The sequence below is a fragment of the Caulobacter sp. ErkDOM-C genome, from assembly GCF_048541825.1.
Classification (GTDB): domain Bacteria; phylum Pseudomonadota; class Alphaproteobacteria; order Caulobacterales; family Caulobacteraceae; genus Caulobacter.
The window spans coordinates 2,961,082-2,980,142 of record NZ_CP183332.1; the positions used below are offsets into that span (position 1 = coordinate 2,961,082).

Here is a 19,061-nt window from a genome sequence, read left to right on the forward strand (position 1 = left end):
CTAGCCCCTGCCCTCCGCGAACACTCGCATCGCCTCGGCCAGATATTCCGTCAGCCCCGGCGACACCGCCTCATAGCGAGCGGTGAACTCCGGAACCTCCAGATACAGCCGCCCAAGCCCCGCGAAGGCCGCCGGGTCCGGCTTGCGGTTCCAGGCCTTGGCCACCCAGTTCCAGTGCCGCTGCATGATCGTCCGCACGACCTCGGAATCGGCCGGCAGGCCTTGGGTCAACGCCCGGGACAGATCGTGCTCGATCGCCCTGGACTCCTCCTGAAAGGCCGTGCCGTCGCGCACGGTCCAGTCCTTCATGCCGGCCTTCGACTGCGCAATGCGCTCAGGCATGTCGCCGCCATAGGTTTCGACAAGCCACGCCTCGTGCGCGGCCTGCTTTTCCGGGGAGAACCCCAGGAACATCGTCTTGTCATCCATTGTCTCGTCTCCGCTCAGGGCTTCGAGAGTCTGGTCGATCACCCGCACCAACCGGTCATAGCGCCTGGCCTCGGCCGTCAGCCGAACGCGGTGCGCGCGCAGGGCCGACGCCGCGTCGAAGTCGGGGTCATCCAGGGCGACCTGAATGTCGCGCAAGGGCGTCTCCAGTTCGCGATAGAACAGGATCTGCTGCAGGCGCAGCAGGTCATCCCGGCTGTAGTAGCGGTAGCCATTGCCGCCCACGGCGCTGGGCTTCAGCAAACCCAGGGCGTCGTAGTGGTGCAAGGCCCGCACCGAGACGCCCGAAAGCCTCGCCATCTGCTTGACCGTGTAGGTGCTCAAATCGTCCTCTCTCTCACTGGAGACGATCAATCAGGGATCACGCGACGTGAGGGTCAAGCGCCATTGAGGCCGACCGCAAGCGCAGGACATCTGGCATGGAACGACGGAGCTGTTGCGTGGAAATCCATCGCGCTCGCCGGATCGACCACATCCGTCTTGGCGCCCACGGGCAGGCCCAGATGAAGCGCTTCTATCAGGCCGCGCTGCGCGCCTGGGCCAGCGGCGCGCCCTCGGCCTGGGCGACGGGCTTGTCGAGGAAGGCGGTGATGGCCGTGCCCTGCACCCGGGCGACACCGCCCTGGCGGCAGGCTTCCAGTTCGTTGGCGCTGTTGACGCCGGCCACGCACTGGGCCACGCCCTTGCCGCGATAGACGCCCTGGCGCTCCACGAACTTCAGGATCTTGGTTAGACGCTCGCGCTCGTCCTCGCCGGTCAGGGTCAGGGTGACGCTGTCGATCAACTCGGGCGGCAGGGTGTGCACCGGGAAGGTCGGATCCACCACATTGAGGTCGAGGAAGGCGAAGCTGCCTTTCAGGAAGGCGCGGATCTGGCTGACCAGACCCAGCGAGGCCTCCCGCGGGGTGCCATAGATGCTGGCGCCCAGGCGGGGCTGCAGGTCCAGCGGATAACGCGACAGGCGGCTCTTGTAGGCGTCCTGGGCGTGCGGCGTGGTCAGGTTCCAGAAGCCGAACGGCACGTAGAAGTCGCCGAAAGGCGCGGTCTTGAGGGCGGTCTGGGCGGCGTTGAGGCAGCTGAGGTCGCGGGTCAGCAGCGCCGAATCCGCTTCGGGGGGCGTGTCGGTGAGATCGGCGCGCAAGCCGATCATCGAGCCGACAAAGGCCTCGGTCGGCAGATCATAGAGGCCCCACCAGCCGGTCGGCGATGGCGGCGGCGGCGGGGCTTCCTTGGCCCTGGCGACAATCGGAGGGGCCGTCGGCGAGGCTGGACGCTTTTCGAGCGTGACGGGAGCTGGCGTGACGGGCGGCGGAGCCGAGGCGACCGCCACCTTGGCCTCGCGGGCCTCCTCGCGCGTGCTGGGCACGGCGCGGATGGCTTCGGCGGTGACCACCTGCACACGACCGGCGGGGCCGCCATAGCCTTCGCCGGCCACCAGACCGGCCAGCTCAGCCTGGCTCAGGCTGGCGAATTTCAGGACCGCGCTCTCATCGCCCTCGAAGGTCAGCAGACAGACCTGACCGCTCTTGCGGCCGGGGAACAGGCTGGCCTCCAGCTCGGCGGCCAGGGCCTGCATCTCGACCGGGTCCAGCTGCGTGGCGCGGTGATCGGCCAGGACAAAGGCCAAGGGCGCCACGGCCCCATATCGGCGCGGCGCCGTCCAGCGCACCTTCAGATAGGCGTCCGCAACCTCTTGGGCCCGCATGGCCGGGAGGGCGTCATCGTCGATGAGCAGGCGCAGACAGGCGATCGCGGTCATGATCACTGGCTTACCCGCGATTCCTCGCCAATTGGTTAGGGACACTGGTGCGCGGAAATTGACCCAACCCTTGGTTCTCGGAGGCTAGAGAAGCCTTTCTGCACGGCAGACCCGAATGGGTAAACGCCTGTTCCAGCAAGGGTTCACTGAACGGAGCGCAGACAAAACCCCGCTCGCCGACGACAGTCCCCGTGCGCGACACGGGTCAAATTCGCGGCGTGATCGCACGCCTGTGACGCCTTGCCGCAGCCTTAGGTCGATATATGGCCGGCGCGCAGACGGGACCCGCCGCCCCCCAAGGGACCCGTTCGCGCACGCCATCGCGGGTGATCACCTGCGGGCGCCCGACGGGCGGCGGCGGGTCGCAGCCAACCTTGATCTAGACGAACGTCTCCGTCAGCCGGAAGTCCAGCCGCTGCTTGACGCCTGGCCAATCGGCGTCGGTGATCGAGAACACGGCGGTGTCGCGCACGTGGCCCGTCCAGGTGATCTTGTGATTGCGCAGCACGCCGTCCTTGTCAGCGCCCAGCTTTGTGATGGCCGCCTGGCTGCGGGCGTTGCGGACATCGATCATGAACTCCACCCGGATGGCGCCCGCATCAAAGGCGTGAGCCAGCATCAGGCGCTTGCTCTCCGGATTGATCGGGCCTGAGCGCGCGTCGGGATGCAGGAAGGTCGAGCCGACCTCCAGGCCCTTGTGCAGCTTGCGGATGTTCAGATAGCTGGAGGTGCCCACCACCTTGCCGTCCGACAGCCGGCGGATGGCGAAGCCGATGCGCTCGCCGCGCTGGGTCTCGCCCTGCAGCGCGCCCCACCAGTCCTCGAAGCCCTCGCCGCAGCCGTTGGTCGACATGATCTCCCAGCTGGCGGGATCACAGTCGATCGCGGCGCGCAGTTCGTCGCGCAAAGCCCCGGTCAGATCAGGCGCGATGGGTTCCAGCCGCACATGACGGCCGTTGAGGGGGAGAATCTGGATGTTCATGGCCGGCATCTTGAAGGGCGCCGCCCCACGGCTGCAAGTCTGCTTGCCAACCCACCTTGCCGTCCGCGTCAGCCCGGTGTTACAACTTCTTCAAACAAACGTTTGAAGACAGGGATTGGGAAGCGCCATGGATTTCGACATCTCCCCCACACAGCGGCAGTTCCTCGATCGCGTCACCGCGTTCATGGACGAGCACATCGTGCCGGCCATTCCGCGATACGAGGCCGAGATGAACGTGCTCGGCGCCGAGCGCTGGAAAGTCGTGCAGGTCGTCGAGGAACTGAAGGCCAAGGCCAAGGCGGCCGGGCTGTGGAACTTCTTCATGCCGCCGCACAGCGGCCAGACCCACGTCGACGACACCTTCGTCTTCGAAGGCGTGCAACTGACCAACCTGGAATACAGCCTGATCGCCGAGCAGCTCGGCAAGGTCGGCTTCGCGTCGGAAGTCTTCAACTGCTCGGCGCCCGACACCGGCAACATGGAAGTGCTGATGCGCTACGGCACGCTGGAGCAGAAGGAGCGCTGGCTGCGCCCGCTGATGAACGGCGAAATCCGCAGCGCCTTCCTGATGACCGAGCCGGACGTGGCCTCGTCGGACGCCACCAATATCGAGACCCGCATCGAGCGCGACGGCGACCATTATGTGATCAACGGCCGCAAGTGGTGGAGCTCGGGCGTGGGCGATCCGCGCTGCAAGGTCGCCATCGTCATGGGCAAGACCGACCCGGACAACGCCAGCCGCCACGCCCAGCAGAGCCAGGTTCTGGTGCCGCTGGACGCGCCCGGCATCGAGATCGTCCGCATGCTGCCGGTGTTCGGCTATGACGACGCGCCGCACGGCCACGCCGAGGTGATCCTGAAGAACGTGCGCGTGCCGATCGAGGATGGCCTGCTGCTGGGCGAAGGTCGCGGCTTCGAGATCGCCCAGGGCCGCCTTGGCCCCGGCCGCATCCACCACTGCATGCGCACCATCGGCACCGCCGAAGTGGCGCTGGAGAAGATGTGCAAGCGCCTGATGAGCCGCAAGGCGTTCGGCAAGTACATCTCCGACCAGTCGGTGTGGGAAGAACGCATCGCCGACGCCCGCATCGACATCGAGATGTGCCGTCTGCTGTGCCTGAAGGCCGCCGACATGATGGACAAGGCCGGCAACAAGTCGGCTCGTCTGGAGATCGCCATGATCAAGGTCGCGGCCCCGCGCCTGGCCCTGAAGATCATCGACGACGCCATCCAGGCTCACGGCGGCGGCGGCGTGACCACCGACTTCGGTCTGGCCAAGGCCTATGCCGGCATCCGCACCCTGCGCCTGGCCGACGGCCCGGATGAAGTGCACCAGCGCACGATCGCCCGCATGGAATACGGCAAGTACGGCGACCTGGTTTACAAGCAGAAGACCGAGAAGGAAGCGGCCCTGCACGTGGCGGGCATTCGCTAGATCCTAAGAAGCCCTTCCCCCTTGATGGGGGAAGGGTTGGGATGGGGGTGACCGCTGAATCTCAGCCGCGACACGCTCGGCGATGTCGTACGGATATTCGTACGCCTCGCGGTCCCGCACGCGCATGACCCTATAGCCCTGCACGGTCAGCCACGTGTCGCGCTCGGCGTCGCGCAATTGCGCCTCGGGGAGGTCATGCCGACCGCCATCCACTTCTATGACCAGTTTGGCGCCATGATGGGCGAAGTCGGCGACATAGCGGCCGATCGGCGCCTGTCTGCGGATGTGTAGGTTCAAGGCCCGCAAAGCTTCCCATAGCCTCCTCTCGCTGACTGTCATGTCTCGGCGAAGTCTGCGCGCCCGGCGGATCGCGCCGGGCGCGTGACTTGGCTTTGGCTTGTCGGACATGCCGCATCACCCCCATCCCCGGCCCTTCCCCCATCGAGGGGGAAGGGAGACGGTATCTTGACTTGAACAAACAGTGAACAATGATCGCAAAAAATCGGGCAGACTGCAGCCTCACGATCGCGGAAAAACTTGAATGTCGCCGCCCGCCCGCCTTCGCCTCGACCGCGTCTCCTCGCCGATCGGCGAGATCCTGCTGGTCACCGACGAGACCGGCGCCGTGCGAGCGCTGGATTTTCACGACTACATCCCGCGCATGAGCCGGCTGCTGCGCCTGCACTATGGCGACCTGTCTCCGGAGACCGGCGCCGCACCGGCCGGTGTGCGCGCCGCGCTCAACGCCTATTTCGAGGGCGTCCTGGACGCCCTGTCCGCTGTCGCCTGGGCGACCAACGGCACTGCGTTCCAACGCCAGGTCTGGTCCGCCCTGCTCGACGTACCGGCCGGGACCACCTCGACCTATGCCGCCCTCGCCGCGCGGATCGAAAAGCCTGCGGCGACCCGGGCCGTGGGCGCGGCCAACGGCGCCAATCCCATCGCGATCCTTGTGCCCTGCCACCGCCTGGTCGGCGCCACCGGCGCGCTCACCGGCTATGGGGGCGGCCTTGAGCGCAAGGCGTGGTTGCTAAGGCACGAGGGCGCGCGACCCTAGGCGATCATCCCGCCGCGCAGCACCAGGCGGCCGGGGTTGAGAAACGGCAGCGCCAGGGTGGCCCCGATCAGCACTTCGAACACCAGGTTGCCCAGATTGAACCGGCCGCCGGCCTTGTCGATCAGCAGCGAAGCGGCGCGACCCAGCGCGACGCCGAACCAGGCCAGACCCAGGGCGAAGGCCATCGCCGCGCCGATCCCCGGCTGGTAGCCCAGATAGAGGGCCGCCCCGGCATGCGACAGCACCAGCAGGCCGCCAAACGCCCGACCTTCGGCCAGCCGCGGGATCGGCGCCGCCTCACCCTCGGCGAGGCCGACCATGCCAAGCCCCTGGACCGGTCTGACCAGGGCGATGCCGCCCAGCGCGCCACCGATCACGCAGGCGATCACGGCCAGCAGCAGGGACAGGGCATAGCTCGACATGCGCAGGGCGCTCCTTGAGGTCGTTTCAGGCGGGCGTCGCAGGCGCGGCGGCATGACAGACGGCCTCTATGTTGAACCCGTCCGGGTCCAGCACGAAAGCGCCGTCATAGCCTGGATGACAATGAGGGCGAAGTCCGGGCGGACCGTTGTCTCGCCCGCCCGCCGCCAGGGCCGCCGCTTGGAAGGCTTCCGAACGATCGAAATGCGCCCCGCCCAGGGTGATAGGGTCGATCATTTGACCAGCACCTGGAAGACTCGCCGGGTGTCGCTGGCCGTGTCGGGCATCCACGGCCGTTTGAGGGTGAAGGACAGCTCGGCCCTGCCGCGCGCCGAGGCCTGATAGGTGAAGATCGTCATGATCGCCCCGCCCGGCAGGGCGGCGTCGGTGGTCTGGCTGGAGCCGCCGCTCAGAACCGTGCCGTCCGCCTCCCGATCCAGTCGCCAGGAATAGCCCGTGCCGGCGCTCAGCGGCAGTTCGATCCGCAGCACCTGCCCGGGCGCCAGAACGACCGGTCCAGCGTCCGAAACCGTCAGGGGACCCGGCGGCGGCGGCGGGGCGCTGGCGCAACCGACCATGAGGATCAGGCCCAGGCCCAGACTGGCCGCCAGGGCCGAGGATACCAGTCGTTTCATCAAGTCTGTCCTTAAGCCTGTCCTGGCTGGCCGCCGAGGCGGCGCGGGGCATTTGGCGCGCCAGAATCGGAGGGCGCAATCCTTGACTCCGCCATCCCCCGGCACTACCTCCTGCCCAGCGCTGGCACTCACCGGGGGCGACTGCTAACAGCAGCGCTTCCCTCGCTGGCGATCCCTAATTCTAACCGTCCCGACGGAGAACATCCTATGAAATTTCGTCCCCTGGGCGACCGCGTCCTCGTGAAGCGCGTCGAAGAAGAAACCAAGACCAAGGGCGGGATCATCATCCCCGACACCGCCAAGGAAAAGCCGCAAGAGGGCGAAGTCGTCGCCGTCGGCCCCGGCGCCCGTAACGACAAGGGCGACGTTGTCGCTCTGGACGTGAAGGCTGGCGATCGCATCCTGTTCGGCAAGTGGTCGGGCACGGAAGTGAAGGTCGATGGTCAAGACCTGCTGATCATGAAGGAAAGCGACGTTCTGGGCGTGGTCGAGGCCTAAGTCCTCCTCCGTCCGAACGACTTTCCAACCCCCCATTTCTCTTTCTGAAGGGCTCTCAACATGGCCGCTAAAGACGTTTATTTCTCCTCGGACGCCCGCGACAAGATGCTGCGCGGCGTCAACATCCTCGCCAACGCGGTGAAGGTGACCCTCGGCCCCAAGGGCCGCAATGTCGTGATCGAAAAGTCCTTCGGCGCCCCGCGCTCGACCAAGGACGGCGTCTCGGTCGCCAAGGAAATCGAACTGGCTGACCGCTTCGAGAACCTCGGCGCGCAGATGATCCGCGAAGTCGCTTCGAAGACCAACGACAAGGCCGGCGACGGCACCACCACCGCCACCGTCCTGGCTCAAGCCATCGTTCAAGAAGGCCTCAAGTCGGTTGCCGCCGGCATGAACCCGATGGACCTGAAGCGCGGCATCGACAAGGCCGTCGCCATCGTCGTCGCCGACATCAAGGCGTCCTCGAAGAAGGTCACGACCAACAACGAGATCGCCCAGGTCGGCACCATCTCGGCCAACGGCGACAAGGACGTTGGCGAAATGATCGCCAAGGCCATGGACAAGGTCGGCAACGAAGGCGTCATCACGGTTGAAGAAGCCAAGACCGCCGAGACCGAACTCGACGTCGTCGAAGGCATGCAGTTCGACCGCGGCTACCTGTCGCCCTACTTCATCACCAACCCCGACAAGATGGAAGTTCAGCTCGAAGAGCCGCTCATCCTGCTGTTCGAAAAGAAGCTCTCGTCGCTGCAGCCCCTGCTGCCGGTGCTGGAAGCCGTCGTGCAGTCGGGCCGTCCCCTGCTGATCATCGCCGAGGACGTCGAGGGCGAAGCCCTGGCCACCTTGGTCGTGAACAAGCTGCGTGGCGGCCTGCGCGTCGCCGCCGTCAAGGCCCCGGGCTTCGGCGATCGTCGCAAGGCGATGCTGGAAGACCTGGCCATCCTGACCGGCGCTCAAGTCGTGTCGGAAGACCTGGGCATCAAGCTCGAGAACGTTTCGCTCGAAATGCTCGGCAAGGCCAAGAAGGTCACGATCACCAAGGACGACACCACCATCGTCGACGGTATCGGTGAGAAGGACGCGATCGAAGCCCGTATCGCCCAGATCAAGCGCCAGATCGAAGACACCACGTCGGACTACGACAAGGAAAAGCTGCAAGAGCGTCTGGCCAAGCTGGCCGGCGGTGTTGCCGTGATCCGCGTCGGCGGCTCGACCGAAGTCGAAGTGAAGGAAAAGAAGGACCGCGTCGACGACGCCCTCAACGCCACCCGCGCAGCCGTTGAAGAAGGCATCGTCCCCGGCGGCGGCGTCGCCCTGCTGAAGGCCTCCAAGGCCCTGGCTGGCCTGACCGGCGACAACGCCGACCAGACCGCCGGCATCGCGATCATCCGTCGCGCCCTGCAGGCCCCGATCCGTCAGATCGCCGAAAATGCCGGCGTTGAAGGCTCGATCGTGGTCGGCAAGGTTCTGGAAAGCGACTCGCCGACCTTTGGCTTCAACGCCCAGACCGAAATGTATGTCGACCTGATCGTGGACGGCGTCATCGACCCGGCCAAGGTTGTCCGCACCGCTCTGCAAGACGCCGCTTCGGTGGCCGGCCTGCTGATCACCACGGAAGCCGCGATCGTCGAGGCCCCCAAGAAGGCCTCGGCCGGCGGCGCTCCCGGCGGCGGCATGGGCGGCATGGGCGACATGGATTTCTAAGAAATCCATAAAGTCGCCCATCCCTCAAAAGGGATCCGGATCGACATGTCGATCCGGAGCGGCGACATGGATTTCTAAGAAATCCGGTCAGCACCTGCTGAACCAACAAGACGAAGGGCGGGACCGCAAGGTCCCGCCCTTTTTCTTTGGCGGGGCGGCAAAGGGGCAGCGCTCATAGTCCCTCGCTCTAAAGAGAGAGGGACCACTGCGGTTCACCGGTTGACGCCGCCCCCGCGCACCGCCAAGCAGCAGGCATGTTCCGCCAGCGCCCCGACGCCGATCTTCTTGTTCAAGGCTGGGTTGTCGGCGTGATGGTCGAGATCGCCGGCGAACGCGCGCCCGTCCGACACTATTTCGGGGTCGGCAAGCCTGAGCGGGCCCGGGCCGAATGGGCGGCCGTCGATCTGGCCCTGGAAGTCGGCGCCGTGGCCTCCAGCCCGTATCGGGGCACGGAGCCGGTCGAGGCCATCCGCGAGATCGTGGCCTATCGGATGCGCGAACTGGGCCTCAAGCCCGGCGAGATCCGCGCGCTGGGCGACAAGTTCCCCCGCCGCTGGCTGCCGGTGCAGACCGAGTCCTAGTGGCGCTTGCCACCACAACCGCCGCAACCCGAGCCGCCGCCGCCGACCGTGACGCGAACCGAGCTCGAAGCCGAAGCCGTGGCTGAAGCCGAGCTTCTGGCGGAACCGCCCGCCCAGCCGCCGCCGGATCCGCTGACCACGCCGCCATAGTAGCCGCCGCCCCGTCCGCCGGAGGGACGTCCCACATAGCCGCCGCCGATATAGGGCGGCTCGGCAGGATGGTCGGGAGCGACATCGACCGGCTGGGGCAGCCAGCCGCCGCCAAGGCCGTAGCGGGTGGAGAAGTTCTGGTTGCCGCCATAATAGGCCGCCCCGTCCCAGGAGCGGCTTTCCTGGCGCTCCTCGTAGCGCGTGCTTTCCGACTCATAGGTTTCGTCGCTGATGATCACGCCGCCCGAGGCGCGGTGATCCTCGCGCCGGCGCTCATGGCGCGGGCCGCAATTGCAGTCGCGCGCCACAGGGACCGGCCGCTCGACCACGCGGTCGATATAGACCGGCTTTTCGACGATCTTTTCGACCACACGATCGACGGGCCGATCCACGTAGACCGGCCTCTCGACGATCTTTTCCACCACCTTGACCACCGGAACCTCGACGCGGCGCTCGACGATCCTTTCGACGACGCGATCCACCGGCCGGTCGATATAGACGGGCTTTTCGACGACACGGTCGACATAGACCACCTTGGTCACGGGCTTGGGTCGCTTGGCCGGCGCGGGTCGCTTGGCGGGCGCCTTTTGAAGCGCGGCGGGATAGCCATCGGCCAGGGCCGGCGCGGCCAAGCTCGTCGCAGTCGCGATCGAGCCGACGAGCAAAAGGGTCCTGAACGGCGTCTTCATCGGGTTGGTACTCAAAAATACGTGCCGTTTCGGGACGGCGTCCCGCCGCGCCGCAACAACCGGGCCATAACAACGAGGCCTCAGGGCCTTGGCGCGGCCGCCGCCTTTTGCCATGGTCTTCCAAACAAGCGTTTGAGCGCGAAGTGGGGAAACGATGTCCAAGACCATGCTGGCCGCAATCGGCCTGACCGCCGGCCTGATGCTGGGAAGCGCCGCCTGCGCCCAGACGCCGGCCGCCGCCGCGCCCAACGATTACGCCAAGGCCGATAACTGGCTGTGCCTGCCCGGCCGCGCCGATGCCTGCGCCACAGACCAGACCACCACGATCGTCGCCGCCGACGGCAAGGCCGCCAGCGAAGCCTTCAAGCCCGCCGCCAATGCGCCGGTGGACTGCTTCTATGTTTATCCGACCGTTTCTACCGATCCGGGCAGCAACAGCGACATGAGCATCGACGCCGCCGAGCGTTCGGTGGTCGAGCAGCAGCTCACGCGTTTCGGGGCCCAGTGCCGGATCTATGCGCCGATGTATCGCCAGATCACCCTGGCGGCCCTGCGCAGGGTCATGATGGGCGGCCAGGGGGGCGACGCCGCCCTGGCCTATGGCGACGTGCGCGACGCCTGGAACCACTACCTGACCCACGAGAACAAGGGCCGGGGCGTGGTCCTGATCGGCCACAGCCAGGGCTCGCGGATGCTGCTGCAGCTGCTGAAGGAAGAGATCGACGGCAAGCCGGTCCAGAAGCAGATGATCTCGGCCCTGATCCTGGGCATGAACACGCCGGTCGACGCGGCGGGCAAATACGGCTCGATCCCCTCCTGCGCCAGCGCCAGCCAGACCGGCTGCTTGGTGTCCTATGTGTCGTTCCGCAGTTCTTCGCCGCCGCCGGCCGCAAGCCGCTTTGGCAAGACCGATCCGCAAGGCCTGCGCTCGGCCTGCGTCAACCCCTCCGCCCTGGTGGCCGGCAAGACCCAGACAGACGCCGTGCCCCTGCAGGCCTATTTCAGCGCTGTAGGCATGGGCTCTTCGGCCGCCAGGCCCAAGCCGTGGGCCAAGGACATGAAGGTGACGACACCGTTCGTTTCTGCGCCGGGCCTGGTGTCGGGGCGCTGCGTCAGCGCCGGCGACTTCACCTATCTGTCGGTGGATGTGAACGCCGACCCGGCCGATCCCCGCGTCGACGAGATCACCGGCGACATCCTGGTCTTCGGCCAGCCGCTGAAGGACTGGGGCCTGCACCTGATCGACGTGAATCTGGCGATGGGCGATCTGGTCACGCTGGTGGGCGAACAGTCCAAGGCGTTTGCGGCCCCCTGAAGCCAGCACGATGGGGGAGCGCTGGCGCTCCCCCTGACGCTTGCCCCTATCGGGTCGCGCCCTTGAAGATGACGCCGCCCAGCAGCAGCACCAGCACAAAGCCGATCAGGAACAGGAAGAACAGAATCTTGGCGACGCCCGCAGCCGCCCCGGCGAGGCCGGTAAAGCCCAGAGCCCCGGCGATCAGGGCGACAATGGCGAGGATAATGGCCCACTTCAGCATGGTGCGTTTCCTTGTATGGGAAGCCGGCAGCGCTTCTGACAAAACAACTCGTCAGCGCGCACAGCGTTCCTTGTTTTCGCCGCCCGGGGCCGGTAACCGATAGTCATGGCGTCCAAGCCCGAAAGCCCGACCGAACCCTTCAAGCGCGCCCTGGCGCACGCCGCCCGTTCGCTTGCCGAAATGCCCGATCTTGAGGTGGTGTTCTCGGGCGATGGCCCGATGCTGATGGGCAAGCGCGCCGTGCTGCCCCATCCCCCGCGCGACCTGAACAGCAAGGAAGCTGCCCGCATCCGCGGGCTGGCCGACCAGATGGCTCTGCGTCTGGCCCACCATGACACGCAGGCCCATGCGCGCGCCCGTCCCTCTTCACCCGACGGTCAGGCGGCCTTCGAGTCGATCGAACAGGCCCGTCTGGAAGCCATCGGCGCCAACGCCATGGGCGGCGTGCGCGCCAACCTGACGGCCGCGCTGGAAGCCCGACTGGAAAAGCAGGGCCTGACCCGCACCGTCGCCACCGACCGCCAGACGGCGCCCATGGCCGAGATCCTGGGCCTGATGGTCCGCGAGCGCCTGACGGGCGATGCGCCGCCGCAGGGCGCCAAGGCCCTGGTCGACATCCTGCGCGCCGATATCGAGGCCAAGGCCGGCAAGGACCTGGATCGTCTGGTCGCCGCCATCAACGACCAGACCGCCTTCGCCCGGGTCAGCCGCGAGATCCTGCGCGATCTGGATCTGGGTGAGGAGATGTCGGACGCCACCGAGAGCTCCGACGAGGACGACGGCGAGCAGGACCAGCAGGACCAGACCTCCGACGAGGATCCGGGCGAGGGCGAGGGCGATCAGTCCGAGGGCTCAACCCCGCAGGAAACCGACACCTCGGACCGCGAGACCGAGGCCGGCGACGAGGAGATGGTCCAGTCCGAGCAGGACGGCGAGCCCGAGGACAGCGACGAAAGCCCCGAGATGGGCGACGGCGCCAAGCCGGCGCGTCCTGACAGCGGCCCCGCCCAGCCGGGCGAGCCGGCCTACAAGATCTTCACCAACAGCTATGACGAGATCGTCCCGGCCGAGGACCTCTGCGACGCCGAGGAACTGACCCGGCTGCGGGCCTATCTCGACCAGCAGCTGTCGGCGCTTTCCAGCGTCGTCTCCCGACTGGCCAACAAGCTGCAGCGCCGCCTGCTGGCCCAGCAGAACCGCGCCTGGACCTTCGATCTCGAGGAAGGGATGCTGGACGTCGCCCGCCTGACCCGGGTGATCATCGACCCCACCGCCCCTCTGTCGTTCAAGCAGGAAGAGGATCAGGAGTTTCGCGACACCTGCGTGACCCTGCTGATCGACAATTCCGGCTCGATGCGCGGCCGGCCGATCATGGTGGCGGCCGTCTGCGCCGACATTCTGGCGCGCACCCTGGAGCGCTGCGGCGTCAAGACCGAGGTGCTGGGCTTCACCACGAGAGCCTGGAAGGGCGGGACCAGCCGCGACGAGTGGGTCAAGGCCGGCAAGCCGCCCGCCCCGGGCCGCCTGAACGACCTGCGCCATATCATCTACAAGTCCGCCGACTCGCCCTGGCGCCGGGCCCGCAAGAACCTGGGCCTGATGATGCGCGAAGGCCTGCTGAAGGAAAACATCGACGGCGAGGCCCTGATGTGGGCCCACCAGCGCCTGATCGGCCGGCCCGAAGCCCGCCGCATTCTGATGGTGATCTCTGACGGCGCGCCGGTGGATGACTCCACCCTGAGCGTCAATTCGGGCCACTATCTGGAGCGCCACTTGCGTCAGGTCATCGCCGAGATCGAGGGCAAGAGCCCGGTCGAGCTGATCGCCATCGGTATCGGCCACGACGTGACGCGCTACTATCGTCGCGCCGTCACCATCGTCGATGTGGAACAGTTGGGCGGCGTTCTGGTCGAGCAACTGGCCGCCCTGTTCGATGAGGAGCCCCGCGCCGTCAAGAAGGCGCGCGGCCTGCTGGCGCCGCTGCAGACCGTGCAGCCCTCTGCGCCGAAGGCGGTTCGCAAGGTTCCTGCATGATCGGCCTGCGGATCGGCCTGGTGCTGGCCCTGACCGCCGGCATGTTGAGCCACTGCAGCCGCAAGCCCCCGCCGCCCCTGCCCGTGGTTCCCGTCAAGGCCGGTCCCGAGATCGCCCTGCAGACCACCCCTGTGCCGCTGGATGCCTCCAACCCGGCCAGGACCACGATTGAAGGCTTCGTATTCGCCGGCGGCGTCGCCATCACCAGCACCGAAACCTCGCGCCTGCACGGCCTGTCGGACCTGGCCATCGCCTCTGATGGCGGCCTGATGGCGGTGACCGATGACGGTGACCTCTTCCAGGCGCGTCTGGTCCTGGACCCCGCCGGCCGCCTGATCGGCCTGAGCGACGGCAAGCTGGAGGGCCTGAAGGGGCTCGACGGCCAGCCGCTGCAAGGCAAGGAAAAGGGTGACGCCGAGGGTCTGGCGATTCTGGCCACTGGTGATCGCCTGATCAGCTTCGAGCGCGACCATCGCATCTGGCTCTATCCTGCGGCAGGCGGGCCGCCCCGCCCCGCGCCCAAGCCGGCCACCATCCTCCCCTACAATGAAGGCATGGAGGCCCTGGCCGCCTATCCCGCCGCGGGCCCGGACGCCTATCTCGTGGGCGGCGAGGAGGGCGAAACCTGGCTGTGCAAGCTGTCGGCGGCCTGCCAGGCGCTGGCCCCGCAGCAGGGTCCGGACTTCACCTGGGGCCTGACGGCCATGACCGCGTTCAACGGCCCGGCCATCGCCACCTTCCACCGGGGATTCGACCCCATCCGGGGCTGGCGCGGCATCCTGCGTTTCGTGGCCAATCCGATGGCCCCGCCCGCCCGGCAGACCGCAGTCGCCAGCCTGCATCTGGACGGCTCGACCACGCGCGACAACTACGAGGGCCTGGCCCTGGGCACCACGCCTTCAGGCGCCACCCGGGTCTATCTGATCTCGGACGACGGCGGCGTGCCGGGCCAGCGCACCCTGCTGATGGCCTTCGACTGGACGCCGCCGCCCCCGCCGCCACCGCCGCCGGTCCGCAAGAAAGCCACGCCGCGTCGTCGGTAAGCGCCAGATCGACTTCAGAAGGGCTGAGCTGTTTCATTCCGGAGCAGCGGCAAAAACTTTGGGTGCAGCGCAATATTACCGTTGATCACTTGAACGCCTGGAGCTACAGATTGCTTCGACGGCCGAGCAGGCGAGAACCGGAAGGACCGTCAGAGGAACGCGTCGGGAGGAGGTTGAACCCAACCCCCTTTCGTGGACTAAACAACATGATCCGCACCATCGCCCTGGCCGTTTCGGCCATCGCCCTGACCATCGCCGCCCCCGTTTCGGCCACCGAACTCCGCGTCAAGGTGTCCGGCAAGTCCGCCGAGCAAGTCCGCGCCGACATCGTCAAAGCCGCCAGCACCGTCTGCTGGCAGGACGTTCGCGGCGAAGCCATGTCCGGCTACCTGTACCCCGCCTGCATCCGCGCCTCGGTCAGCGACGCCGTCGCCAAGATCAACAGCCCGGCCCTGAGCGCCTACAACACCGCCAACCCGGCTTCGGGTTCGGTTGTCTCGGCCCGCTAAGCCGACCTTTTTCAGTAGCGTAGCGTACCAAACCCGGCGCGGTCCTTCGCGCCGGGTTTTGCTTTGTCTGGACCTTGCTTAGCCGGGCGCCAGCGCACAGACGCGAAAAGGCCCGCGAGGATCGCTCCTCGCGGGCCTTTCAATAGTCGATCGCGATCGTCGCTTAGGCGGCGACGGCCACGGCGGCGGCCTTGGCCTTGGCCTTGACCTGCGACTTGATCTTCAGGGCGCGCGGCGACAGCTGCTCGTCCTTGGCGCCCAGCAGGAACACGTCCAGGCCACCCTTGAAATCCAGGGTGCGCAGGGCGGCGTTGCTGATGCGCAGACGGAAGGTCTGGCCCAGCGAATCCGAGGCCAGCGTCGCCGGCGACAGGGCCGGGAGGAAGCGGCGCTTGGTCTTGATGTTCGAGTGGCTCACATTGTGGCCGACCATCGGACCGATACCGGTGAGTTCGCAGCGGCGCGACATGGGACTACCTTGGCTGGGCGAAGCCGGAGCTTCGCAGACATGAATTTCGAGGCGCGTCGGACGAGCCGCCACGCGAGAGCGGGCGATATAGGCGAAGGGCGCCTGCCGAGTCAAGGCAGCAAGCCCGCTTCGAGGCGCCATCCCGGATGAAGATCGCCTCACGACCGCCTTCAAGACAGGTTCATCTGGCGCCTTGTATAGAGAGCCCATGAAGGAGCACCCGTCCATGCGTCTGATCGCCCTCGCACTGACCGCTGCAGGTCTCGCCTTGACCGCCGGCCTGAGCCTGGCCGCCCAGCCCGCGCCGGCCACGATTCTTCCCGGTCACTGGGAGTATAGCTACCGGATCGGCCCCATCCCGGCTGGGGACGAGTCGCGCTGTCTCAAGCAATCCGATGTCGAGCAGTTCGCCAAGGGCATCTGCACGCGCAGATACACCTGCGACTACACCACGCGGGTGGTGAAGGACGGCAAGATCGCCCTGAAGGGCGCCTGGACCGACAAAAAGGGCCGCGTCGCCCCGGTGACCGCCAAGGGCGACTACACCGCCGAGAGCTTCAAGCTGGACGTCAAGCTGAAGACCATCAACGGCATTCGGCTGGCCGGCGTGATGGACGCACGGCGCGTGGGGGCCAGTTGCCCGGCCGACGCCAAATAGCCGCTCTTAGGGAAGCCGTTTGTGGTTAATCCGAATTAAGGTACAATGGGTTGTAGGGAACAAAGACTGAATTGGCGGATGTCGCTGATTCGGTCCTGATTCGTTTCGCCCCTGTTCGCAAGTTCCGCCCGTGGCGTTAACTTGGACCCGGGCCTATCCTCCCCGCGGCGGGGCCACCGAGAATTCCAGATCGAACAAGGTGGGCGCCGCGCTGGTGCGGGCGCGCTCGAGGGTCAGCAATTGAGCCTTGGTGCTCGCGCCCCCTTCGGCGCTGAAGCCGCCCATCCCGCCAGAAGCGGCCAGCACGCGATGGCAGGGCACCACGATCGGCCAAGGGTTCTCGCCCAGGGCCTTGCCCACCGCCCGCGCAGCGCCGGGCTCGCCCATGGCGCGCGCCACCTGGCCATAGGTCGAGGTTTCGCCAGGCGCGATGGCGCGGGCGATCTCGTAGACCCGCAGGTTGAAGGCCTGGACGCCGGTCAGGTCGAGCGGGACGTCCGTCAGGTCGTCGCGACCGCCGGCCAGCAGATCCAGGACCCGCTCGATGATCTGCTCGATCGCGGGCGACGGCGGCGCCTCGACCGCCTCGGGGAAACGCTTGCGCAGGCGCGCCCAGGCCGCGCCGGGTGTCGCTTCGGGCAGTTGCATGCCAATCAGCCCGGAAACGCCCCAGGCGACGCCGCAGCGGCCGATAACGGTGTCAAAAAGCGCGAAAGCGGTCCCCTGCATCCCTCATTTATAGCATCGCGGTTGCGGCTTTCGAGCGGCGCCCTACGATTTCCGTTTCTTGCTGTCTGGAGATTGCCGTGCGCCCCATCGTCCTCGCCGCCCTGCTGGCGTCCGCAACCGTCTCGACAGCCTCGGCCGGCGACCTGCTGATCCATGGCGGACCGATCCATACCGGGGTCGAGGCCGCGCCGAGCGCCCAGGCCGTGCTGATCCGCGACAGCAGGATCCTGTTCGTCGGCGACCTGGCCGCCGCCCGCGCCAAGGCCGCCAAGGACGTTCGCGACCTCGACCTGAAGGGCGCCGCCGCCTTTCCGGGCTTTGTCGACGCCCACGCCCACCTGACCGGGATTGGCCTGCGCGAACTGACCCTCAATCTGGACCAGACCGGCTCGGTCGAGGACCTGGTCAAGGCGGTCAGCGCCTATGCCGCCGCCAACGCGAGCGGGCCGATCTATGGTCGGGGCTGGATCGAGACCCACTGGCCCGAGAAGCGCTTCCCCAACCGTGCGGATCTGGACCGCGCAGCCTCGGGTCGGGTGATCGTGCTGGAACGCTCCGACGGCCACGCCTCGGTCGCCAGCTCCGCCGCCCTGGCCCAGGCCGGCGTCGGCAAGGACACGGCCGCTCCCGCCGGCGGCCAGATCCTCAAGGGAGCCGACGGCCTGCCCAGCGGCATGCTGATCGACCACGCCCAGTCGCTGGTCGCCGGGGTGATTCCGCCGCCGTCAGAAGCCCTCAAGCGTCAGGCCCTGGAAAAGGCCGGCGCGCTCTATGCCTCACGCGGCTGGACCGGCCTTGGCAATATGAGCGTCGAGGCGCCCGACCTGGCCCTGATGACCGCCCTGGCCGCCGAGAAGAAGTTCCACCTCCGCGTCGACAACTACATGGACCCCAGCGGCGCCGCCGAGGTGCTGGCCAAGGGCCCGTTCGAGGACGCCACCGGCCTGATCCGTACGCGGGGCGTCAAACTCTATATGGACGGCGCCCTGGGCTCGCGCGGCGCGGCCCTGCTTGAGCCCTATAGCGACGCCGAGGGGACAGGCCTGCAACTGACCCCGCGCGACAAGGGGCTAGCGCTGATGAAGCAGGCCCGGGCCGTGAAGGCCCAGGTGGCCATGCACGCCATCGGCGATCGCGGCAATCGCATGGTGCTGGACTGGTTTGGCGAGACCCTGGCCGGCGACACCACCGCCCGCTGGCGGATCGAGCACGCCCAGATCCTCGCCGACCCCGACCTGCCGCGCTTTTCGAAGATGGGCGTCATCGCCTCGATGCAGCCCAGCCATGCCATCGGCGACCTCTATTTCGCCCCCGCCCGCCTGGGCAAGGCCCGCCTGCATGAAGGCTATCGCTGGAACGACATGCTCAAGAGCGGCGCGGTCGTGGCCGCCGGCTCGGACGCCCCGGTCGAGGTCGGCGATCCTCGCATCGAGTTCTACGCCGCCGTCCACCGCCATAGCCTGACCGGCTTCGCCAATGAGGACTGGCATCTGGAGGAAGCCGTCAGCCGGGCGCAGGCCCTGAAGATGCTGACCTGGGCTCCAGCCTATGCCGCCTTCGCCGACAAGGATCGCGGCACGCTGGAGGCCGGCAAGAAGGCCGATGTGACCGCATTCTCAAAGGACCTGATGACGGTGGCTCCGGCCGAGATCCTCACCGCCGAGACGGTGCTGACCGTGGTCGACGGCGTAGTGGCGTTCGAACGGGGCCGGTAGAGCCTGTCC

At 67.1% G+C, this 19,061-nt stretch carries 21 protein-coding genes and 1 pseudogene; 11 read left to right on the top strand and 11 right to left on the bottom strand.

The window, feature by feature from the left end; translation table 11 throughout:
• From ACN2C8_RS14305 to ACN2C8_RS14315, 3 genes are all read right to left on the bottom strand, one after another.
• The gene (locus tag ACN2C8_RS14305) at positions 1–771 is read right to left on the bottom strand and encodes a MerR family transcriptional regulator (RefSeq protein ID WP_419252578.1); all 771 of its coding nucleotides are present in this window, start codon (positions 769–771) and stop codon (positions 1–3) included.
• 193 nt (positions 772–964) lie between these two features.
• Positions 965–2,206: a hypothetical protein gene (locus ACN2C8_RS14310; RefSeq protein ID WP_419252580.1), complete on the bottom strand. Its 1,242-nt coding sequence runs from the start codon at positions 2,204–2,206 to the stop codon at positions 965–967.
• Positions 2,207–2,585: 379 nt separating this feature from the next.
• On the bottom strand, positions 2,586–3,188 hold the full coding sequence (locus ACN2C8_RS14315) for a GNAT family N-acetyltransferase (RefSeq protein WP_419252582.1): 603 nt from the start codon (positions 3,186–3,188) through the stop codon (positions 2,586–2,588).
• Between the two features lie 127 nt (positions 3,189–3,315).
• Between ACN2C8_RS14315 and ACN2C8_RS14320 the strand changes: the two genes are divergently transcribed.
• The gene (locus ACN2C8_RS14320) at positions 3,316–4,623 is read left to right on the top strand and encodes an acyl-CoA dehydrogenase family protein (RefSeq protein ID WP_419252584.1); all 1,308 of its coding nucleotides are present in this window, start codon (positions 3,316–3,318) and stop codon (positions 4,621–4,623) included.
• Positions 4,624–4,626: 3 nt separating this feature from the next.
• On the opposite strand, the gene ACN2C8_RS14325 is transcribed toward ACN2C8_RS14320, so the two are convergent.
• Positions 4,627–5,031, bottom strand: a complete 405-nt coding sequence (locus ACN2C8_RS14325; RefSeq protein ID WP_419252586.1) for an endonuclease domain-containing protein — start codon at positions 5,029–5,031, stop codon at positions 4,627–4,629.
• A 133-nt stretch (positions 5,032–5,164) separates the two neighbouring features.
• Here ACN2C8_RS14325 and ACN2C8_RS14330 point away from each other — a divergent pair, with 133 nt between their 5' ends.
• Positions 5,165–5,680: a methylated-DNA--[protein]-cysteine S-methyltransferase gene (locus ACN2C8_RS14330; RefSeq protein WP_419252588.1), complete on the top strand. Its 516-nt coding sequence runs from the start codon at positions 5,165–5,167 to the stop codon at positions 5,678–5,680.
• Here the strand turns inward: ACN2C8_RS14330 and ACN2C8_RS14335 are convergent.
• The 3 genes and pseudogenes from ACN2C8_RS14335 to ACN2C8_RS14345 all read right to left on the bottom strand — a co-directional run bounded on the left by ACN2C8_RS14335 (position 5,677) and on the right by ACN2C8_RS14345 (position 6,735).
• Positions 5,677–6,102 carry a DUF4345 family protein gene (locus ACN2C8_RS14335; RefSeq protein ID WP_419252589.1) on the bottom strand — a complete coding sequence of 142 codons (426 nt, stop codon included), beginning with the start codon at positions 6,100–6,102 and terminating at the stop codon, positions 5,677–5,679. The two genes, ACN2C8_RS14330 and ACN2C8_RS14335, sit on opposite strands and share 4 nt — an antisense overlap.
• 25 nt (positions 6,103–6,127) lie before the next feature.
• Positions 6,128–6,292: pseudogene (locus tag ACN2C8_RS14340) on the bottom strand (VOC family protein); the annotation flags it as partial.
• Positions 6,293–6,333: 41 nt separating this feature from the next.
• Positions 6,334–6,735: a protease inhibitor I42 family protein gene (locus ACN2C8_RS14345; protein WP_419252591.1), complete on the bottom strand. Its 402-nt coding sequence runs from the start codon at positions 6,733–6,735 to the stop codon at positions 6,334–6,336.
• A gap of 207 nt (positions 6,736–6,942) precedes the next feature.
• Between ACN2C8_RS14345 and groES the strand changes: the two genes are divergently transcribed.
• The 3 genes from groES (at position 6,943) to ACN2C8_RS14360 (ending at position 9,518) form a co-directional block, all read left to right on the top strand.
• Positions 6,943–7,233, top strand: coding sequence for a co-chaperone GroES (groES, locus tag ACN2C8_RS14350; protein ID WP_010918572.1), 291 nt, complete (start codon positions 6,943–6,945; stop codon positions 7,231–7,233).
• A gap of 60 nt (positions 7,234–7,293) precedes the next feature.
• Complete coding sequence (gene groL, locus ACN2C8_RS14355) at positions 7,294–8,937, top strand: chaperonin GroEL (RefSeq protein ID WP_419252593.1); 1,644 nt, start codon at positions 7,294–7,296, stop codon at positions 8,935–8,937.
• Positions 8,938–9,191: 254 nt separating this feature from the next.
• On the top strand, positions 9,192–9,518 hold the full coding sequence (locus ACN2C8_RS14360; protein WP_419252595.1) for a hypothetical protein: 327 nt from the start codon (positions 9,192–9,194) through the stop codon (positions 9,516–9,518).
• Here the strand turns inward: ACN2C8_RS14360 and ACN2C8_RS14365 are convergent.
• On the bottom strand, positions 9,515–10,357 hold the full coding sequence (locus ACN2C8_RS14365; protein ID WP_419252597.1) for an inner membrane complex domain-containing protein: 843 nt from the start codon (positions 10,355–10,357) through the stop codon (positions 9,515–9,517). The genes ACN2C8_RS14360 and ACN2C8_RS14365 overlap by 4 nt on opposite strands.
• A gap of 154 nt (positions 10,358–10,511) precedes the next feature.
• Here ACN2C8_RS14365 and ACN2C8_RS14370 point away from each other — a divergent pair, with 154 nt between their 5' ends.
• Positions 10,512–11,672, top strand: coding sequence for a DUF3089 domain-containing protein (locus ACN2C8_RS14370; protein WP_419252599.1), 1,161 nt, complete (start codon positions 10,512–10,514; stop codon positions 11,670–11,672).
• Between the two features lie 46 nt (positions 11,673–11,718).
• Here the strand turns inward: ACN2C8_RS14370 and ACN2C8_RS14375 are convergent, their stop codons facing one another.
• A complete protein-coding gene (locus ACN2C8_RS14375) occupies positions 11,719–11,895 on the bottom strand; it encodes a DUF1328 domain-containing protein (protein WP_419252601.1) in 177 nt (58 codons plus the stop codon).
• A gap of 105 nt (positions 11,896–12,000) precedes the next feature.
• Here ACN2C8_RS14375 and cobT point away from each other — a divergent pair, with 105 nt between their 5' ends.
• From cobT to ACN2C8_RS14390, 3 genes are all read left to right on the top strand, one after another.
• Positions 12,001–13,929 carry a cobaltochelatase subunit CobT gene (gene cobT / locus ACN2C8_RS14380; protein ID WP_419252603.1) on the top strand — a complete coding sequence of 643 codons (1,929 nt, stop codon included), beginning with the start codon at positions 12,001–12,003 and terminating at the stop codon, positions 13,927–13,929.
• Entirely contained in the window at positions 13,926–14,972 is a 1,047-nt protein-coding gene (locus ACN2C8_RS14385) for an esterase-like activity of phytase family protein (RefSeq protein WP_419252605.1), read from the top strand. The genes cobT and ACN2C8_RS14385 overlap by 4 nt, the downstream gene beginning before the upstream one ends.
• A 206-nt stretch (positions 14,973–15,178) precedes the next feature.
• Complete coding sequence (locus ACN2C8_RS14390; RefSeq protein ID WP_419252606.1) at positions 15,179–15,481, top strand: hypothetical protein; 303 nt, start codon at positions 15,179–15,181, stop codon at positions 15,479–15,481.
• Between the two features lie 163 nt (positions 15,482–15,644).
• On the opposite strand, the gene rpmB is transcribed toward ACN2C8_RS14390, so the two are convergent.
• Positions 15,645–15,950 carry a 50S ribosomal protein L28 gene (gene rpmB / locus ACN2C8_RS14395; RefSeq protein WP_035043443.1) on the bottom strand — a complete coding sequence of 102 codons (306 nt, stop codon included), beginning with the start codon at positions 15,948–15,950 and terminating at the stop codon, positions 15,645–15,647.
• A gap of 226 nt (positions 15,951–16,176) precedes the next feature.
• Between rpmB and ACN2C8_RS14400 the strand changes: the two genes are divergently transcribed.
• Positions 16,177–16,608, top strand: a complete 432-nt coding sequence (locus tag ACN2C8_RS14400) for a DUF3617 domain-containing protein (RefSeq protein ID WP_419252608.1) — start codon at positions 16,177–16,179, stop codon at positions 16,606–16,608.
• A 153-nt stretch (positions 16,609–16,761) separates the two neighbouring features.
• Here the strand turns inward: ACN2C8_RS14400 and ACN2C8_RS14405 are convergent, their stop codons facing one another.
• Positions 16,762–17,337: a methylated-DNA--[protein]-cysteine S-methyltransferase gene (locus ACN2C8_RS14405; protein WP_419252610.1), complete on the bottom strand. Its 576-nt coding sequence runs from the start codon at positions 17,335–17,337 to the stop codon at positions 16,762–16,764.
• Between the two features lie 77 nt (positions 17,338–17,414).
• Between ACN2C8_RS14405 and ACN2C8_RS14410 the strand changes: the two genes are divergently transcribed.
• A complete protein-coding gene (locus ACN2C8_RS14410; protein ID WP_419252612.1) occupies positions 17,415–19,052 on the top strand; it encodes an amidohydrolase in 1,638 nt (545 codons plus the stop codon).
• The last annotated feature ends 9 nt before the right edge of the window (positions 19,053–19,061 follow it).

Coding starts and splice junctions, on each gene's coding strand:
- ACN2C8_RS14325 (WP_419252586.1), bottom strand. CDS start 5,031: ATGTCCGACAAGCCAAAGCCAAGTCACGCGCCCGGCGCGATCCGCCGG.
- ACN2C8_RS14400 (WP_419252608.1), top strand. CDS start 16,177: ATGCGTCTGATCGCCCTCGCACTGACCGCTGCAGGTCTCGCCTTGACC.
- ACN2C8_RS14375 (WP_419252601.1), bottom strand. CDS start 11,895: ATGCTGAAGTGGGCCATTATCCTCGCCATTGTCGCCCTGATCGCCGGG.
- groES (WP_010918572.1), top strand. CDS start 6,943: ATGAAATTTCGTCCCCTGGGCGACCGCGTCCTCGTGAAGCGCGTCGAA.
- ACN2C8_RS14390 (WP_419252606.1), top strand. CDS start 15,179: ATGATCCGCACCATCGCCCTGGCCGTTTCGGCCATCGCCCTGACCATC.
- ACN2C8_RS14405 (WP_419252610.1), bottom strand. CDS start 17,337: ATGCAGGGGACCGCTTTCGCGCTTTTTGACACCGTTATCGGCCGCTGC.
- ACN2C8_RS14310 (WP_419252580.1), bottom strand. CDS start 2,206: ATGACCGCGATCGCCTGTCTGCGCCTGCTCATCGACGATGACGCCCTC.
- ACN2C8_RS14315 (WP_419252582.1), bottom strand. CDS start 3,188: ATGAACATCCAGATTCTCCCCCTCAACGGCCGTCATGTGCGGCTGGAA.
- ACN2C8_RS14335 (WP_419252589.1), bottom strand. CDS start 6,102: ATGTCGAGCTATGCCCTGTCCCTGCTGCTGGCCGTGATCGCCTGCGTG.
- ACN2C8_RS14345 (WP_419252591.1), bottom strand. CDS start 6,735: ATGAAACGACTGGTATCCTCGGCCCTGGCGGCCAGTCTGGGCCTGGGC.
- ACN2C8_RS14370 (WP_419252599.1), top strand. CDS start 10,512: ATGTCCAAGACCATGCTGGCCGCAATCGGCCTGACCGCCGGCCTGATG.
- ACN2C8_RS14385 (WP_419252605.1), top strand. CDS start 13,926: ATGATCGGCCTGCGGATCGGCCTGGTGCTGGCCCTGACCGCCGGCATG.
- ACN2C8_RS14365 (WP_419252597.1), bottom strand. CDS start 10,357: ATGAAGACGCCGTTCAGGACCCTTTTGCTCGTCGGCTCGATCGCGACT.
- ACN2C8_RS14320 (WP_419252584.1), top strand. CDS start 3,316: ATGGATTTCGACATCTCCCCCACACAGCGGCAGTTCCTCGATCGCGTC.
- ACN2C8_RS14330 (WP_419252588.1), top strand. CDS start 5,165: ATGTCGCCGCCCGCCCGCCTTCGCCTCGACCGCGTCTCCTCGCCGATC.
- groL (WP_419252593.1), top strand. CDS start 7,294: ATGGCCGCTAAAGACGTTTATTTCTCCTCGGACGCCCGCGACAAGATG.
- ACN2C8_RS14360 (WP_419252595.1), top strand. CDS start 9,192: ATGTTCCGCCAGCGCCCCGACGCCGATCTTCTTGTTCAAGGCTGGGTT.
- rpmB (WP_035043443.1), bottom strand. CDS start 15,950: ATGTCGCGCCGCTGCGAACTCACCGGTATCGGTCCGATGGTCGGCCAC.
- cobT (WP_419252603.1), top strand. CDS start 12,001: ATGGCGTCCAAGCCCGAAAGCCCGACCGAACCCTTCAAGCGCGCCCTG.